We start from the raw sequence: 14,543 nt of genomic DNA on the forward strand, positions 1-14,543 counted from the left end.
GCCGTACGGGTGAGGGCGCCCGGCCGTCCGGGTGGTCGCCGGAAAGAGCCCCCTGGTGTGCCCCGTGAAGGACCCCGAGCCGCCCCTAGAAGAGCCCCGTGTCGGCGAAACGCAGGATCAGCTGCGGTGCCCCGGACAGGCCGATACCGAGGACGGCGGTCAGCCCGATGGCGGCAGTGAGGGGTGCCGGGACGAGGTGCTCGGCAGGCTCTCCCTCCGGGGCGCGGAACAGCAGGGCCGTCCACTGGAGGTAGTAGTACAGGGCGATCACCACGTTGACGGCCATCACTACGGCAAGCCATCCGAGGCCCGCGTCGACAGCCGCGGAGAAGACGGTGACCTTGGCGAACAGACCGATGATGCCAGGCGGCAGTCCGGCCAGGCAGAGCAGGAAGAAGGCCAGCAGCAGCGCCGTCACGGGGTTCGTGGCGTACAGGCCGCGGTAGTCGCTCACGCGGTTGAGGTGCCTCGTACGGCCCACCAGTGCGGCGACCGCGAAGGCGCCCAGGTTCACGGCGGCGTACATCAGCGCGTAGGCGAGCGTGGAGCCGATCGAGTGCTCGGGGTTGCCGGAGTACGCGGCGGCGGCGATCGGTACCAGGAGGTAGCCGGCCTGGCCGACGGACGACCAGGCGAGCAGGCGGACCGCGCTGTACGCGCGCGTGCTCTGCTGCCGGAGCGCGCCGACGTTGCCGACGGTCATGGTGAGGGCGGCCAGGGCCACCAGTGCCGGGCCCCAGACGTCGGCGTACGACGGGAAGGCGACGACCGTGACGAGGATCAGCCCGGAGAAGCCGACGGCCTTGCCGACCACCGACAGGTAGGCCGCTACCGGCAGCGGGGCACCCACATAGGTGTCGGGCACCCAGAAGTGGAAGGGCACCGCGGCCGTCTTGAAGGCGAAGCCGATGAGGGTGAGCGCGACACCGGTCTGGGCGAGGGTGTGCAGCTGCCCGTCGACCCCCTGGATGCGTTCGGCGATCTGGGTCAGGTAGAGCGTGCCGGTCGCGGCGTACACGAAGCTGATGCCCATGAGGCTGACGGCGGTCGCGGTGACCGACGACAGGAAGAACTTCAGGGCTGCCTCGGAGGACTTCCGGTCGCCGTGCCGGAGGCCGACCAGGGCGAACGCCGGCAGAGAGGCGACCTCCAGGGCGACGATCAGCGTCGCGAGGTCGCGGGAGGCCGGTAGCAGGGCGGCGCCAGCCGCGGAGGAGAGCAGGAGGAACCAGAACTCCCCTTCGGGAAGTCCTCTGCGCGCGTCCTTGAGGGCCGTGACGGACAGCAGGGCCGCCAGGAGCGCTCCGCCGAGCACCAGGAACTGGATGACGAGCGTGAACCGGTCCGCCGTGTAGCTGCACACATCAGCGTCGCCGGTGAGGCAGAAGGTGGACCGGTCACCGTCCAGGATCGGCAGCAGCATCAGCGTGGACACGGCGAGACCGGCCACGGAAACCCACCCGAGGAGCGCCTTCCTGGCATCCCCGACGAACAGGTCGGCGACCAGGACGGCGAGGGCGACCACGGCCGCGACGGTGGGCGGCGCGATGGCCGTCCAGTCGACGGACTGGACCACGGACTCGGCCGGCGGCTGGGCCAGGGAGCTCATCGGGTGCCTCCTGCGAGGAGCTGCTGCACGGCCGGGTCGGTCAGGCCGAGGAGGGCCTTCGGCCAGAGCCCGGCAACGACGGTGAGGGCGACCAGCGGGGTCCACGCCGCGTACTCGTACGTGTGTATGTCGTCGAGCCTGGGTGCTTCCTGCGGGACGACGCCCATGCAGACCCGGCGGACCACGACGAGCAGGTACGCGGCGGTGAGCAGGGTGCCGAACGCGCCGATCGCCATGAAGGTGAGGAAGGCCGGGCGGCTGAGGCCCGCGGCGGGCTGGAAGGCGCCGAACAACGCCAGCATCTCGCCCCAGAACCCGGCGAGGCCCGGCAGTCCGAGGGAGGCGACGGCGGCGAAGGCGAGCAGGCCGCCGAAGCGCGGGGCCTTGCCGTACAGCGCCGCGCCGGTCGTGTCGGCCAGGGCGTCGAGGTCGGTGGTGCCGGTGCGGTCCTTCAGCGCGCCGACCAGGAAGAACAGCAGGCCGGTGATGAGGCCGTGGGCGATGTTGGCGAACAGCGCGCCGTTCACACCGGTCGGAGTCATCGTGGCGATGCCGAGCAGCACGAAGCCCATGTGGCCGACGGAGGAGTAGGCGATGAGGCGCTTGAGGTCGCCCTTCGCCCCCTGCTTGGCGAGCGCGAGACAGGCCAGGGATCCGTAGATGATCCCGACGACGGCGAAGGCGGCGAGGTACGGGGCGAAGGTGCGGAACCCGTCCGGTGCCACCGGCAGCAGGATGCGGACGAACCCGTACGTACCCATCTTCAGCATCACGCCGGCCAGCAGGACCGAGCCGACGGTCGGCGCCGCGGTGTGGGCGTCGGGCAGCCAGCTGTGCAGCGGCCACATCGGCGTCTTGACCGCGAGTCCGAGCCCGACCGCCAGAACGGCGATGACCTGCACGGATGTACTCAACGACCGGCCGTTGTCAGTGGCGAGTGCCACCATGTCGAATGTGCCCGCCGTGATTCCGATCAGGAGCAGGCCGAGCAGCATGACCACGGAACCGAGCAGCGTGTAGAGGATGAACTTCCAGGCGGCCTGGGCCCGCCCCTCGCCGCCCCAGCGGGCGATGAGGAAGTACATCGGGATGAGGACCATCTCGAACGCGAGGAAGAACAGCAGCAGGTCGAGGACGGCGAAGGTGGCGAGGGTGCCGGACTCCAGGACGAGCAGCAGTGCGACGAAGGCCTTCGGGGCCGGACCCGAAGGCATCTTGAAGTACGAGTAGAGCGCGCAGAGGAAGGTCAGCAGCGCGGTCAGGACGACAAGGGGGAGGGAAATGCCGTCGACGCCGAGGTGGATCCGCACGTCCAGTGCCGGGATCCAGCTGATGTCCGTGCTGGCCTGCATCTTCGAGGGCTGGTCGTGGTCGAAGCCGAGCGCCAGGACGATCGCGGCGATGAGAACCACGCCGGTCACGGTCACGCCGTGCCGCAGCACCGCCTGCTCAGGGGACTTCCCCTTCAGCCCGGGCGGGGCGGGCAGCAGAGCCGCGACGGCACCGAGGAGCGGGCCGACGACGGCGAACGCCAGAAGGAACTGCATCACGGACTCGCTGATATCGATCACGCCTGCTCACGCTCCCGTGGCGACGAGGACGGCGGCGACCACCAGGACGACGGTGCCGGCGAGCAGCGCGCTCACATAGGTCTGCACATTGCCGGTCTGAGCGCGCCGGACGGCTGCCCCCAGCCAGCGGGGCAGGGCTCCCGCCCCGCGTACGTAGGTGTCGACGACCTCGCGGTCGAGGAACCGCACCAGACTGGCGCCGCCCTGGACCGGGCGGACGAACAGCGCCGAGTACACGGCGTCCAGGTGGAAGCCGACGGCCGCGTGCCGGTGCAGCGGGCCCAGCAGCAGGCGTCCGGGGTCCGCCGGGTCGGATGCGTGCGCCACGTCGCCATAGGCGGGTTCGTGGGTGGCGATGGCCTCGGCCTCGACCTGCCCGGCGTCGCCCTCCGGGTGGGCGGCGACCGCACCGAGCGGGACACGGGCGGCGCGTGCGGCGGTGTGCCGCCAAGCGGCGTAGGTGAGCAGGCCGCCGGTCAGGGCCAGGCCGGTGCCCAGCACGGACGTGGTGAGGGTCGGGGTCAGTTCACCGCCGTCGAACCAGCCGGGCAGCGACTGGTACGCCAGTCCGCCCAGGGCCAGGGACGGGGCGGCGAGCACCCACAGCACCACGGTCATCGTCAGCGGCTGCCTGCCGTGGTCCGGCACCTCGGGGCCGTGGCCGCGGAAGGCGAGCAGCCACAGGCGCATCGCGTAGGCGGCGGTGAGGAGGGCCGTGACCAGGCCGGCGACCAGCACGATCCAGCCGGCGGCGCCGGGCACGTGCTCGGTGTGCCCGGTGGTGACGTGCTCGGCGGCGCCGAGGACGGACTCCTTGGAGAAGAAGCCGCTGAAAGGCGGGATCGCGGCGAGCGCGAGGAGCGCGACGGTCATCGTCCAGTAGGCGTCCGGGACGCGGTCGCGCAGGCCGCCCATGCGGGCCATGGCGGCCAGCGAGTTGGTGCCGGCGGCGTGGATGATCACGCCCGCCGCGAGGAACAGCAACGCCTTGAAGGCGCCGTGGGACAGGAGGTGGAAGACGGCGGCGCCGCGGTCACCGACGGCCAGCGCGCCGGTCATGTAGCCGAGCTGGCCGATCGTCGAGTAGGCGAGGACACGCTTGATGTCGTCCTGCGCGAGCGCGGCGATGCCCGAACCGGCCATGGTGACGGCGGCCATGACGGCGAGGACGACCATCGCGGCCGCGGAGGCCTGGAAGACGGGAAGGAGACGGGCGACGAAGTAGACACCGGCGGCGACCATCGTCGCGGCGTGGATCAGCGCGGAGACCGGCGTGGGGCCCGCCATCGCGTCGGGAAGCCAGGTGTGCAGGGGGAACTGCGCCGACTTGCCCGCCACGCCGGCGAGGAGCAGCAGGGCGATCACCGTGGGGTGGTCGAGCCCCCCGCTGGCGACCGCGCCGAGCACGCGTGTGATGCGGAAGGACCCGGCGTCGACGGCGAGCGCGAACAGGCCGATCAGGAAGGGGACGTCACCGAGCTTGGTGACGAGGAATGCCTTGATCGAGGCGGCGCGGGCCTCCGGCGTCTCCCAGTAGTGCCCGACCAGGAAGTAGGAGCAGATGCCCATGACCTCCCAGCCGACCAGCAGCACCATCAGGTCGCCCGAGTAGACGACGAGCAGCATCGCGGAGGTGAACAGGGAGACGAGCGCGGCGTACGAGGGATAGCGCGGGTCGTCCTGCAGATAGCCGGTCGAGTAGATCTGCACGCAGAGCGCGACGAACACCACCAGGACGGCGACGAGGGCGGCGAAGCCGTCGATGTACAGGGCGAGTTCGATGGGGATCGAGCCGGTCGGCGTGAGCTCGGTGGCGGAGGTGATGGCCTCGTCGCCGCTCTGGCGCACCGCGACCAGCACGGCGAGGACGAGCGAGGCGAGCGTCGGCAGGACGGCGACGGGGCGGACGAATCCGGGAGCCGTGCGCCCCAGGAACAGCCCGGCGGCCGCGCCCAGGAACGGAAGGAGAGGAACGAGGTAAGCGAGGGTGGTCGTCGTCACGCGGTGGCCTCAGCCTTCTCGGCGTCCGGCTCGGCCGCGCCGGCCTCGCCGTGGGGTCCATCGGTCTCGCGGCCCTCGGCGGTGTCGCGGAGCTTGTCGATGTCCGAGGTGCCGCGGTTGCGGTGGACGGCGAGGACGATCGCGAGGCCGATACCGATCTCGGCTGCCGCGATGGCGATGGTGAACAGGGTCAGGGCCTGGCCGGAGTGCAGGGTCTCCTGGGCGGTTCTGCTGAGCCAGACGTCGAAGGCGACCAGATTGAGGTTGACGGCGTTGAGCATCAGCTCGACCGACATCAGGACCAGGATCGCGTTGCGGCGGGCCAGGACGCCGTACAGGCCGGTGCAGAAGAGGAGGGCGGAGAGTACGGCGGGGTAGGCGAGATGCATCAGCGGGCACCGCCCTTGCCGCTCCGGGCGCCGGGGGCCGACGGGTCGTTCGCGGCGCCGGCCACCGCCGCGTCGGCCTTCGCCTTGCGGGACAGGACGATCGCGCCGACCAGCGCGGCGAGGAGGAGCACGGAGAGGGCCTCGAAGGGGAGGACCCAGTTCTGGAAGAGGGCCGCGCCGGTGGCCTTGGTGGAGCCGGCGGGGGCGCCGTCCAGGTCGATCCAGGTCGTGCGGAAGGCGTCGACGACGACCCAGATCAGGGCGGCGGCCGCGCCGACGGCCACGGTGAGGGCGGCCCAGCGGTTGCCGGAGTCGGCGTCCGGGGAGCGGCCGATGGGGGCCCTGGTGAGCATCAGACCGAACAGGAGGAGGACCACGACGGAACCGACGTAGATCAGCACCTGCACCCAGGCGATGAACTCGGCTGTGAGCAGGAGGTACTCGACGGCGAGGCCCCCGAGGGTGACCACCAGCCACAGGGCGGCGTGCACCAGCTGCCGGGTGGTGACCGTGACGATCGCGGAGCCGAAGGTCACCACACCGACGATCAGGAAAGCGATCTCGACGCCGGTCGGGGACAGGAATCCGTGCTGGGTCGCGGCGAGGGTCACGAGGCTCCCCCTTGGGGGTCGTCGGTCGGCTCGGTGCCCTCCGGACCGGCGGGTCGCGTGCCCCGCGGGCGGGGCTGCCCGGCCGGCTCGGTTGGCTCGATGGGCTCCGGGGTGGGTTCGGCCTGAGCTGTGGCGGCCAGCTTCTCGGCGGTCTTGCGGGCGGCGGCGATCTCCTTCGGTTCCTCCGCGCCGGGGTCGAGGGCCGGCGGGGCGGGCACCGTCCACATCCACTCGCGGAGCTTGTCGCGCTCGTGGGTGAGGTCACGGATGTCGGTCTCGGCGTACTCGAACTCCGGGGACCAGAACAGGGCGTCGAAGGGGCAGACCTCGATGCAGATACCGCAGTACATGCACAGGGAGAAGTCGATGGCGAAACGGTCGAGGACGTTACGGCTGCGCTCACGGCCGCCCGGGGCTGCCGGGGGCACTGTCTCCTTGTGGGAGTCGATGTAGATGCACCAGTCCGGGCACTCCCGGGCGCACAGCATGCAGACCGTGCAGTTCTCCTCGAACAGGCCGATCACGCCGCGGGTACGCGGCGGGAGGTCGGGCTGGACGTCCGGGTACTGCTCGGTGACGGTCTTCTTCGTCATCGTGCGAAGGGTGACGGCCAGGCCCTTGGCGAGGCCGCTGCCGGGAAAGCGGGACCGGGTGGGCGGGAGGGACTCTGCCATGGCTACTGGTTCACCACCTTGACGATGCCGGTGAGGGCGATCTGGGCGAGGGAAAGGGGGACGAGGAGGGTCCAGGAAAGCTTCTGGAGCTGATCCTCGCGCAGCCGCGGGTAGGTGACGCGCAGCCAGATCACGAGGAACGCGAGGGCGGCTGTCTTCAGCAGCGTCCAGACCCAGCCGAGGCCGTCGGCGCCCCAGGGGCCGTGCCACCCGCCGAGGAAGAGGACGGTGGTCAGGCCGCACAGGACGACGATTCCGGCGTACTCGGCGAGGAGGAACAAGGCGAAGCGCAGACCCGTGTACTCGGTGTACGCACCGAAGATGATCTCCGAGTCGGCGACCGGCATGTCGAACGGGGGGCGCTGGAGCTCGGCGAGTCCCGCGACGAAGAAGACGATCGCGCCGACGATCTGCCAGGGCAGCCACCACCACTGGAAGGCGTCGAGGATGCCGGTGAGGGAGACCGTGCCCGCCGCCATGGCCACGGAGGCGGCGGTGAGGAGCATCGGGAGTTCGTAGGCGAGCAGCTGGGCGGCGGTGCGCAGGCCGCCGAGGAGGGAGAACTTGTTGGCGCTGGCCCAGCCCGCCATGAGCGAGCCCAGGACACCGACGCCCATGACGGCGAGCACGAAGAAGATGCCCGCGTCGATCAGTACCCCCACCGCGCCCTCGCCGGGGCCGATGGGGATGGCGAGCAGGACCAGCAGATACGGGAGGAGGGCTACGGCAGGGGCGAGCTGGAAGATACGGCGGTCCGCGCCCGCCGGTACCACGTCCTCCTTCTGCGCGAACTTCACGCCGTCCGCGACGAGCTGGGCCCAGCCGTGGAAGCCGCCGGCGTACATGGGGCCGAGGCGGCCCTGCATGTGGGCCATCACCTTGTGCTCGGTCTGGCCGATGATCAAGGGGAAGGTGAGGAAGACGACGAAGACGACCAGGAGTCGCAGAGCGACGTCGAGCACGTCGTTCATTCTCGGCCTCCTGGGGGGCCCTCGGGGGTGGGGGTGGGGGGTAGGGGGTCGTCGGGTGCGGAGTCCTTCGGAGCGGACTCCTGGGGGCCGGGGGCGTGTTCAGGCTCTGCCTTCGGACCGGGCGCAGGCTCCGCGCGTCCCGGAGCGTCGGCGTCCTCGGGGGCCGAGGCGTCGGCGTCCTCAGGGGCCGGCTCGTCGAAGGCAGGGCGGGCGTGGTGCCAAGGGGCGTCGGAGCTGCGCGGGGTGACCGGGCTGGTGGGCTTCTCCGTCCCCGGTTCACCGGCGGCGCGCTGCGAGGCCGAGCCCTGGGATGCGCTGCGGGCGCGCCGGGGTCGCGGGCCGGCAGGAGCCTCCGTACCTCCAGAAGCTCCAGCTCCCGTACCGGTCCCAGCCTCCGGTCGTTCCGCGGCTTCCGTACCGGTCCCAGCCTCCGGTCGTTCCGCGGCTCCCGTACCGGCCCCAGCCTCCGGTCGTTCCGCTGCTTCCGGCGCCTTCGCGGGCTGCGTCTCCTGCGCGGGATCCTCCGTACCTTGCGGCGCAGCCTCAGCGCCCTCCTCGCGGCGCTCCGCGCGCTGGGAAGCCGAGCCCTGGCTCGCGCTGCGGGCCCGACGAGGGCTTGCCGGGGCGGTGGGAGTGTCGGCGGAGTCCGCCGCGCGTTGCGAAGCCGACCCCGCGCTCGCGCTCCGGGCGCGGCGGGGGCCGGCGGTGGGCGGTAGCGGAGTTTCAGTCGACGTGCCGGCGGCGGCCGACTGGCCGGCGGAGCCCTCCGCCGTGGTGCGGGTCCGGCGTGCGGGGCGGTCGGCCGCGGCGCCCGCGGCGCGGGCGGTGCCGCGGGCCGGGCGGGCGGGGGCCGCGGGGAGTTGGCCCTTGAGGGGGCCCCATTCGTTGGGATCGGGCACGCCCGGCGGGAGCATCTGGCGGCGCCGGGGACCGCCGTGCTCGGACTCGCCGGGCTCCTTCGCGCCGGGCCATGCCTTGGCGACCCGGGCGGCGAGCACGAAGTCCTTACGCAGAGGGTGGCCTTCGAAGGTGTCGGGCAGGAGGAGGTGGTCCAGCGCGGGATGGCCCTCGAAGCCGACGCCGAACATCTCGTGCGTCTCACGCTCGTGCCAGGCCGCGCCCGCGTACACGTCGACCGCGGAGGCCAGGACCGGAGCGTCGTACGGGACGGTGGTGCGCATCAACAGGCGGCGTACGGGGGCAAGGGCGACCAGGTGGGCGGACACGCGAAAGCCCGTGCCCGGTTCGTCGACCGCGCTCAGCCAGTCGAAATAGGTGCAGCCGAGCTCGTCGCGGGCGGTGCGCAGAGCGGCCGTCCAGGACGCGGGCGGTACGTCCACGGTCAGCAGCCCGTAGGACTCCTCCGCCGTGGCCTCCGTACCGAAGAGGTCCTCGGCGGGGGCGGGGAGCCAGCCGACGGCGCCGTTCATCGGGCCTCCCCCGTGCCGGTGCCGCCGGTGGCCGGCGGTGAGACCAGGCCACTCTGCAAGGCCGCCGCCGACGGACGGGTGGCACCGTAACGCTCCCCCAGCGACTCGCGGGCGATCTTCTCCTGCAGCTTGAGGATGCCTTGGAGCAGCGCCTCGGGGCGGGGCGGGCAGCCGGGGACGTAGACGTCGACGGGGATGATCTGGTCGACGCCCTTGGTGACGGAGTACGAGTCCCAGTAGGGCCCGCCGCAGTTGGAGCAGGCGCCGAACGAGATGACGTACTTCGGCTCGGGCATCTGTTCGTAGAGACGCTTGATGGCGGGCGCCATCTTGTCGGTGACCGTGCCGGACACGACCATCAGGTCGGCCTGGCGGGGGCCCGGCGCGAAGGGGATCACGCCGAGGCGGATGAAGTCGTGGCGGGCCATCGACGCGGCGATGAATTCGATGGCGCAGCAGGCGAGGCCGAAGTTGAAGACCCAGAGCGAGTAGCGGCGGCCCCAGTTCAGGACGACCTTCATGGGCTCGGGGGCGAGGCGCGCGAGGGCGCCGAGGCGCTTCGGCTCCGGGAGCAGGACGGGCTCAGCGACGGGCCCGGCCTGTCCCGCGTCCACCGGCGGCACCGAAGGAGTCGTTTCTGGCGTCACGTCCATGCCAGGACACCCTTCTTGTATGCGTAGAGCAGGCCCACGGCAAGGAAGCCGAGGAAGATGAACATCTCGACGAGCGTCGTCGCTCCGTACTCGGGTTCGGCGAAGACCGTGGCCCAGGGGAACAGGAAGATCGAGTCGATCGCGAAGATGACGTAGAGGAACGCGTAGACGTAGTAGCGGACCTGGGTGTGGGCCCAGCCCTCCCCGACGGGGTCCACGCCGCATTCGTAGGTCAGAAGCTTCTCGGGGGTGGGCGCGACGGGGCGCAGCAGCCGGCCCGCGCCGAAGGCGATGGCCACGAACAGCACGCCGACGGCGGCGAGCAGTCCGACGACCGAGTAGGACTGGAAGTAGTCCGCCGCGATGACTGCGGTCGGTTCGACGGTCGGTTCCCGCACGTCCGTCCCCTCGCTCCCCTGGCCTCGACCCTGACGACTGTTCGGGCGGCCTTCCGGCCTGGCGACGTCATGCCGCCGTTCGACGATCTGTACGCAACGTGAGTCTAGGGCCTGTTAAAGAGGCGGTAAGCAGCCCATCACGCCCGGCGGGGCAGGGGTGGGGTTTTCCCCCGCGGAACGTGGCGGCGCACCTCATGGCGCGGGCGCGTGCCGCCGGGCACGCTAGCCCATGTGACCGAACAATTCCCGCCCGCGAGCGCGGCGGCGGCCGACCTGGACACGGACCGCCCGCCGCCGCCCCGCCTTGCCTACGACAGCCACACCTGGAAGGAGATCGCGCATCTCCTGGCGAATCTGCCGATGGCCCTGGTGGGCTTCGTCTACGTCGTCACCGTGCTGTCCACGGGTGTCTTCCTGACCGTCACGGTGATCGGCTTCCCGCTGCTCGCCGCGGGTCTGCTGGGCGCCCGGCAGCTCGGCCGGCTGGAGCGGGCGAGGGCGAGGAAGCTGCTCGGGGTCCGCGTGGAGGAGCCGAGCCGTATGCCGGTGCGTGCCGCGGGCGGATTCCTCCCACGGCTGTGGATGGCGCTGAAGGATCCGGTGGGCTGGCGGACCGCCCTGTACGACTTCATTCGGCTGCCGTGGGGCATCCTCACCTTCACGGTCACGCTGACCTCGCTGTTCGTGCTGTGGCCGGTGCTGCCGTTCATCGCGCGCGGGCTGGCCAACGCGGACCGGGCGATGGTGCGCGGACTGCTGTCGCCCTCCGACGAGCTGGAGCGGCGGATCGCGGAGCTGGAGTCCGACCGGGGGGTCGTGGTCGACACGGCCGCCGCGGATCTGCGGCGTATCGAGCGTGACCTGCACGACGGGGCGCAGGCCCGCCTGGTCAACCTGGCGATGGGCCTCGGCCTGGCCAAGGAGAAGCTCCTCGAGGACCCCGTCTACGCGGCGGCCATGGTCGAGGAGGCGCACGGCGAGGTGAAGCTGGCCCTTCAGGAACTGCGGGACCTGGCCCGCGGCATCCATCCGGCGGTTCTGACCGACCGCGGCCTGGACGCCGCCCTCTCCTCGGTCGCCTCGCGCTGCACGGTGCCGGTGAAGGTGACGGTCGACCTGGAGGCCAGGCCGGCCGAGGCCATCGAGGGCATCGCCTACTTCACCGTCTCGGAGCTGCTGCAGAACGTCAGCAAGCACAGCGCCGCGAAGTCCGCGTCCGTCGACGTGTGGCGGGCCGAGGAGCGGCTCCTCATACAGGTCGCCGACGACGGCCGTGGCGGTGCCGACCTCGACGGCGGCACCGGAATGCGCGGTCTGTCGGAGCGTCTCGGCGCCGTCGACGGCCTGTTCGTCGTCGACTCCCCGGCGGGCGGCCCCACCGTCGTCACCGCGGAACTGCCGTGGCGGGACCGCCGGGCCTGAGGTTCCGGGAGTCCGCAGCGCGCTGGGGGTAGGGAAAACCCCCCGTTCAAGATGCCGACGGCCTCCATGGTCCACGGTCCCCGCACACAGCAGGCTGAGAGCTACGACGGCACGTCCATGGACACCACGCACACCACGGACAACACGGCCACCACGGCCACCACGCACACCGCGGCCACCACAGACACCGCGAGCCCAGACCAGCCAGACCAGCCAGACCAGCCACGAACACAGCAGACGCCGCAGCTGCCGCAGACGCTGCAGACGCCCGCAGACGCTGCAGACCAAGAAGAACGGGGACCAAGCCCATGGCCACGGAGTACGGGCACGGCTACGGACAACGCAACGGGACGTCCGACTGGGGCACGCAGGGAACCGCCGGACGGCGGCCCAGGCTGCCGGCCGGGCTGCGGGCGCCGTTCGAGGGCCGCACCTGGCGTGAGCTCGCCTATGTGCTGCTCGGCCTGCCGATCAGCGTGCTGATGTTCACGTACGCCGTGACGATGGTCGCGCTCGGCGCGGGTCTGCTGGTGACGTTCCTCGGGATACCGGTGCTGGCGGCGGGGCTGGCCGGCTGCCGCGGGCTCGGCGCGCTGGAGCGGGCGCGGGCGCGCGGGCTGCTCGGGCTCGACGTGGCCGCCCCGGAGCCGCTGCGGCCGCGCAAGGGCAGCCTGATGGGATGGGTCGGCGCGGTCCTCAAGAGCGGGACGTCCTGGCGTCACCTGCTGTATTCGGTGCTGCACTTCCCGTGGGCCGTCTTCTCCTTCGTCGTCGCGGTGAACTTCTGGGCGTACGGCTGGGCGCTGCTGACCTACCCGGTCTGGTACTGGGTCTTCCCCCTGTACGGCGGCCAGGACGGGCTGCAGTTGTACGGCGACGAGACGCACCGGATCTACCTCGACAACCCGTTCGAGATCACGGTGACGGCGCTGGTGGGCCTGCTGTTCACACTGGCCACGCCGTGGATCGTGCGGGCACTGACCCTGGTGGACCGGCTGCTGGTGCACGGCCTGCTCGGGCCGTCGCGGTTGGCGACGCGGGTGGTGGAGCTGGAGTCGGACCGTGGGATCGTGGTCGACACCGCCGCCGCGGACCTGCGGCGCATCGAGCGCGATCTGCACGACGGGGCGCAGGCCCGTCTGGTGGCGCTCGCGATGGATCTGGGCCTGGCGAAGGAGAAGCTGGCCGAGGACCCGCGGGCGGCGGCGCGGATGGTGGACGAGGCGCACGGCGAGGTGAAGACGGCGTTGCAGGAGCTGCGGGACCTCGCGCGCGGCATCCACCCGGCGGTCCTGACCGATCGTGGCCTGGACGCCGCCCTGTCCTCGGTCGCCTCACGGTGCGCGGTGCCGGTGCAGGTGGACGTGGACCTGCAGTCGCGTCCGGCGCCGGCGATTGAGGGGATCGCGTATTTCACGGTCTCCGAGCTGCTGCAGAACATCAGCAAGCACGCGCGGGCGACCTCGGCGACGGTGGACGTCTGGCGGTCGGAGGACCGGCTGATGCTGCAGGTCACGGACAACGGCGTGGGCGGGGCCGGGGCGGGCGTCGCTTCCGGGCTGGCGGGGCTCGCCGAGCGGCTGGACGCGGTGGACGGCATATTGGTGGTCGACTCGCCGGCGGGCGGCCCTACCCGGGTCACCGCGGAACTGCCCTGGCGGGGCTGAGCCGCCGAAGACCTGACAACCAGGCTCCCCGCACCCACCCCCACCCTCTTCCAAAACCTGGAATGCTTGACGGGTCTTTGGGGCGAAGTCGAGCAAACGGGGGGCCGATGAGCGTGGAGGACAGGGTGCGGGTGGTCATCGCCGAGGATTCGGTGCTGCTCAGGGAGGGCCTGACCCGGCTCCTCACCGATCGGGGCCACGACGTCGTCGCCGGGGTGGGTGACGCGGCGGCGCTGATCAAGACCATCACCGAGCTGGACGCCGAGGGCAGCCTGCCCGACGTCGTGGTCGCCGACGTGCGGATGCCGCCGACGCACACGGACGAGGGCGTCAGGGCGGCGGTGCAGCTACGGAAGGCGCATCCGGGGCTCGGCGTGCTGGTGCTGTCACAGTACGTGGAGGAGCGGTACGCCACCGAACTGCTGGCCGGTTCCAGCCGCGGCGTCGGGTATCTGCTGAAGGACCGTGTGGCCGAGGTGCGGGAGTTCGTGGACGCGGTCGTGCGGGTGGCCGAGGGGGGTACGGCCCTCGATCCGGAGGTCGTGGCGCAGTTGCTCGGCCGCAGCCGTAAGCAGGACGTGCTCGCCGGGCTGACGCCCAGGGAGCGGGAGGTCCTGGGCCTGATGGCCGAGGGCCGGACCAACTCCGCCGTCGCCAAGCAGCTGGTGGTCAGTGACGGGGCGGTCGAGAAGCACGTCAGCAACATCTTCCTCAAGCTGGGGCTGTCCCCCAGCGAGGGAGATCACCGCCGGGTCCTCGCCGTGCTGACCTATCTGAATTCCTGAGTCGGCCCTCCGCCCCTCCCGTTCGGTGCGTCCGAACGGGAGGGGCGGAGGGCTACTCGGGCAGGGAGTCATCATGCAAATGGCCGAGGGATGGCGAGCCGTGCAGTCGTAGGGTTGGTCCTGGGAGGACCCTGTGGGGTCGGTCCCCGACAGCCGCCTCGAAGGAGGTCCACTTCAGTGACGAGCCAGGTCAGTAGCCCAGCGGAGCAGGCCGACGGAGCGGTCGTGGGAGAGCAGCGCAAAGCGGCCGGCGTCAAGGACGTCCGCCGTCTGGACCGGGTGATCATCAGGTTCGCGGGGGACTCGGGTGACGGTATGCAGCTCACCGGTGACCGTTTCACCTCGGAGACCGCGTCGTTCGG

Annotated in this window: 14 protein-coding genes; 4 read left to right on the top strand and 10 right to left on the bottom strand. The window is 71.4% G+C overall.

Annotated features, from left to right (window positions below):
• Positions 1 to 85: 85 nt before the first annotated feature.
• From ACIHCM_RS16515 to ACIHCM_RS16560, 10 genes are read right to left on the bottom strand one after another with little or no spacing between them, the layout of a single operon-like run.
• Positions 86 to 1,609 (bottom strand): NADH-quinone oxidoreductase subunit N, encoded by a 1,524-nt coding sequence (locus ACIHCM_RS16515; protein WP_399895508.1) that lies wholly within the window; start codon positions 1,607 to 1,609, stop codon positions 86 to 88.
• Complete coding sequence (locus ACIHCM_RS16520; protein ID WP_399895511.1) at positions 1,606 to 3,180, bottom strand: NuoM family protein; 1,575 nt, start codon at positions 3,178 to 3,180, stop codon at positions 1,606 to 1,608. The genes ACIHCM_RS16515 and ACIHCM_RS16520 overlap by 4 nt, the downstream gene beginning before the upstream one ends.
• 6 nt (positions 3,181 to 3,186) lie before the next feature.
• Positions 3,187 to 5,181, bottom strand: coding sequence for an NADH-quinone oxidoreductase subunit L (locus ACIHCM_RS16525; protein WP_399895514.1), 1,995 nt, complete (start codon positions 5,179 to 5,181; stop codon positions 3,187 to 3,189).
• Positions 5,178 to 5,570 (bottom strand): NADH-quinone oxidoreductase subunit NuoK, encoded by a 393-nt coding sequence (gene nuoK / locus ACIHCM_RS16530; RefSeq protein ID WP_399895517.1) that lies wholly within the window; start codon positions 5,568 to 5,570, stop codon positions 5,178 to 5,180. Before nuoK ends, ACIHCM_RS16525 begins: the two co-directional genes overlap by 4 nt.
• Positions 5,570 to 6,181 (bottom strand): NADH-quinone oxidoreductase subunit J, encoded by a 612-nt coding sequence (locus tag ACIHCM_RS16535; protein ID WP_399895520.1) that lies wholly within the window; start codon positions 6,179 to 6,181, stop codon positions 5,570 to 5,572. Before ACIHCM_RS16535 ends, nuoK begins: the two co-directional genes overlap by 1 nt.
• The gene (locus ACIHCM_RS16540) at positions 6,178 to 6,855 is read right to left on the bottom strand and encodes a 4Fe-4S binding protein (RefSeq protein ID WP_399895523.1); all 678 of its coding nucleotides are present in this window, start codon (positions 6,853 to 6,855) and stop codon (positions 6,178 to 6,180) included. The genes ACIHCM_RS16535 and ACIHCM_RS16540 overlap by 4 nt, the downstream gene beginning before the upstream one ends.
• 2 nt (positions 6,856 to 6,857) lie before the next feature.
• Positions 6,858 to 7,826, bottom strand: coding sequence for an NADH-quinone oxidoreductase subunit H (locus ACIHCM_RS16545; protein WP_399895526.1), 969 nt, complete (start codon positions 7,824 to 7,826; stop codon positions 6,858 to 6,860).
• Positions 7,823 to 9,256: an NADH-quinone oxidoreductase subunit C gene (locus ACIHCM_RS16550; RefSeq protein ID WP_399895529.1), complete on the bottom strand. Its 1,434-nt coding sequence runs from the start codon at positions 9,254 to 9,256 to the stop codon at positions 7,823 to 7,825. The genes ACIHCM_RS16545 and ACIHCM_RS16550 overlap by 4 nt, the downstream gene beginning before the upstream one ends.
• Positions 9,253 to 9,909, bottom strand: a complete 657-nt coding sequence (locus ACIHCM_RS16555) for an NADH-quinone oxidoreductase subunit B (protein WP_399895532.1) — start codon at positions 9,907 to 9,909, stop codon at positions 9,253 to 9,255. The genes ACIHCM_RS16550 and ACIHCM_RS16555 overlap by 4 nt, the downstream gene beginning before the upstream one ends.
• Positions 9,900 to 10,307, bottom strand: a complete 408-nt coding sequence (locus ACIHCM_RS16560; RefSeq protein WP_399895535.1) for an NADH-quinone oxidoreductase subunit A — start codon at positions 10,305 to 10,307, stop codon at positions 9,900 to 9,902. Before ACIHCM_RS16560 ends, ACIHCM_RS16555 begins: the two co-directional genes overlap by 10 nt.
• A 231-nt stretch (positions 10,308 to 10,538) precedes the next feature.
• On the opposite strand from ACIHCM_RS16560, the gene ACIHCM_RS16565 reads away from it, so the two are divergent.
• From ACIHCM_RS16565 to ACIHCM_RS16580, 4 genes are all read left to right on the top strand, one after another.
• On the top strand, positions 10,539 to 11,729 hold the full coding sequence (locus ACIHCM_RS16565; protein WP_399895538.1) for a sensor histidine kinase: 1,191 nt from the start codon (positions 10,539 to 10,541) through the stop codon (positions 11,727 to 11,729).
• Positions 11,730 to 12,037: 308 nt separating this feature from the next.
• The gene (locus ACIHCM_RS16570) at positions 12,038 to 13,396 is read left to right on the top strand and encodes a sensor histidine kinase (RefSeq protein WP_399895542.1); all 1,359 of its coding nucleotides are present in this window, start codon (positions 12,038 to 12,040) and stop codon (positions 13,394 to 13,396) included.
• Positions 13,397 to 13,503: 107 nt separating this feature from the next.
• Positions 13,504 to 14,181 carry a LuxR C-terminal-related transcriptional regulator gene (locus ACIHCM_RS16575; protein WP_399895545.1) on the top strand — a complete coding sequence of 226 codons (678 nt, stop codon included), beginning with the start codon at positions 13,504 to 13,506 and terminating at the stop codon, positions 14,179 to 14,181.
• Between the two features lie 177 nt (positions 14,182 to 14,358).
• Positions 14,359 to 14,543 (top strand): hypothetical protein (locus tag ACIHCM_RS16580; protein WP_399895548.1); only part of this gene is annotated, 185 nt, incomplete at its 3' end.

It is taken from the genome of Streptomyces sp. NPDC052023 (genome assembly GCF_044548465.1).
GTDB lineage: Bacteria > Actinomycetota > Actinomycetes > Streptomycetales > Streptomycetaceae > Streptomyces.

Excerpts from the sequence above, each read along its gene's own strand:
- ACIHCM_RS16515 (WP_399895508.1), bottom strand. The coding sequence starts at position 1,609 with ATGAGCTCCCTGGCCCAGCCGCCGGCCGAGTCCGTGGTCCAGTCCGTC.
- nuoK (WP_399895517.1), bottom strand. The coding sequence starts at position 5,570 with ATGCATCTCGCCTACCCCGCCGTACTCTCCGCCCTCCTCTTCTGCACC.
- ACIHCM_RS16540 (WP_399895523.1), bottom strand. The coding sequence starts at position 6,855 with ATGGCAGAGTCCCTCCCGCCCACCCGGTCCCGCTTTCCCGGCAGCGGC.
- ACIHCM_RS16545 (WP_399895526.1), bottom strand. The coding sequence starts at position 7,826 with ATGAACGACGTGCTCGACGTCGCTCTGCGACTCCTGGTCGTCTTCGTC.
- ACIHCM_RS16550 (WP_399895529.1), bottom strand. The coding sequence starts at position 9,256 with ATGAACGGCGCCGTCGGCTGGCTCCCCGCCCCCGCCGAGGACCTCTTC.
- ACIHCM_RS16555 (WP_399895532.1), bottom strand. The coding sequence starts at position 9,909 with ATGGACGTGACGCCAGAAACGACTCCTTCGGTGCCGCCGGTGGACGCG.
- ACIHCM_RS16570 (WP_399895542.1), top strand. The coding sequence starts at position 12,038 with ATGGCCACGGAGTACGGGCACGGCTACGGACAACGCAACGGGACGTCC.
- ACIHCM_RS16575 (WP_399895545.1), top strand. The coding sequence starts at position 13,504 with ATGAGCGTGGAGGACAGGGTGCGGGTGGTCATCGCCGAGGATTCGGTG.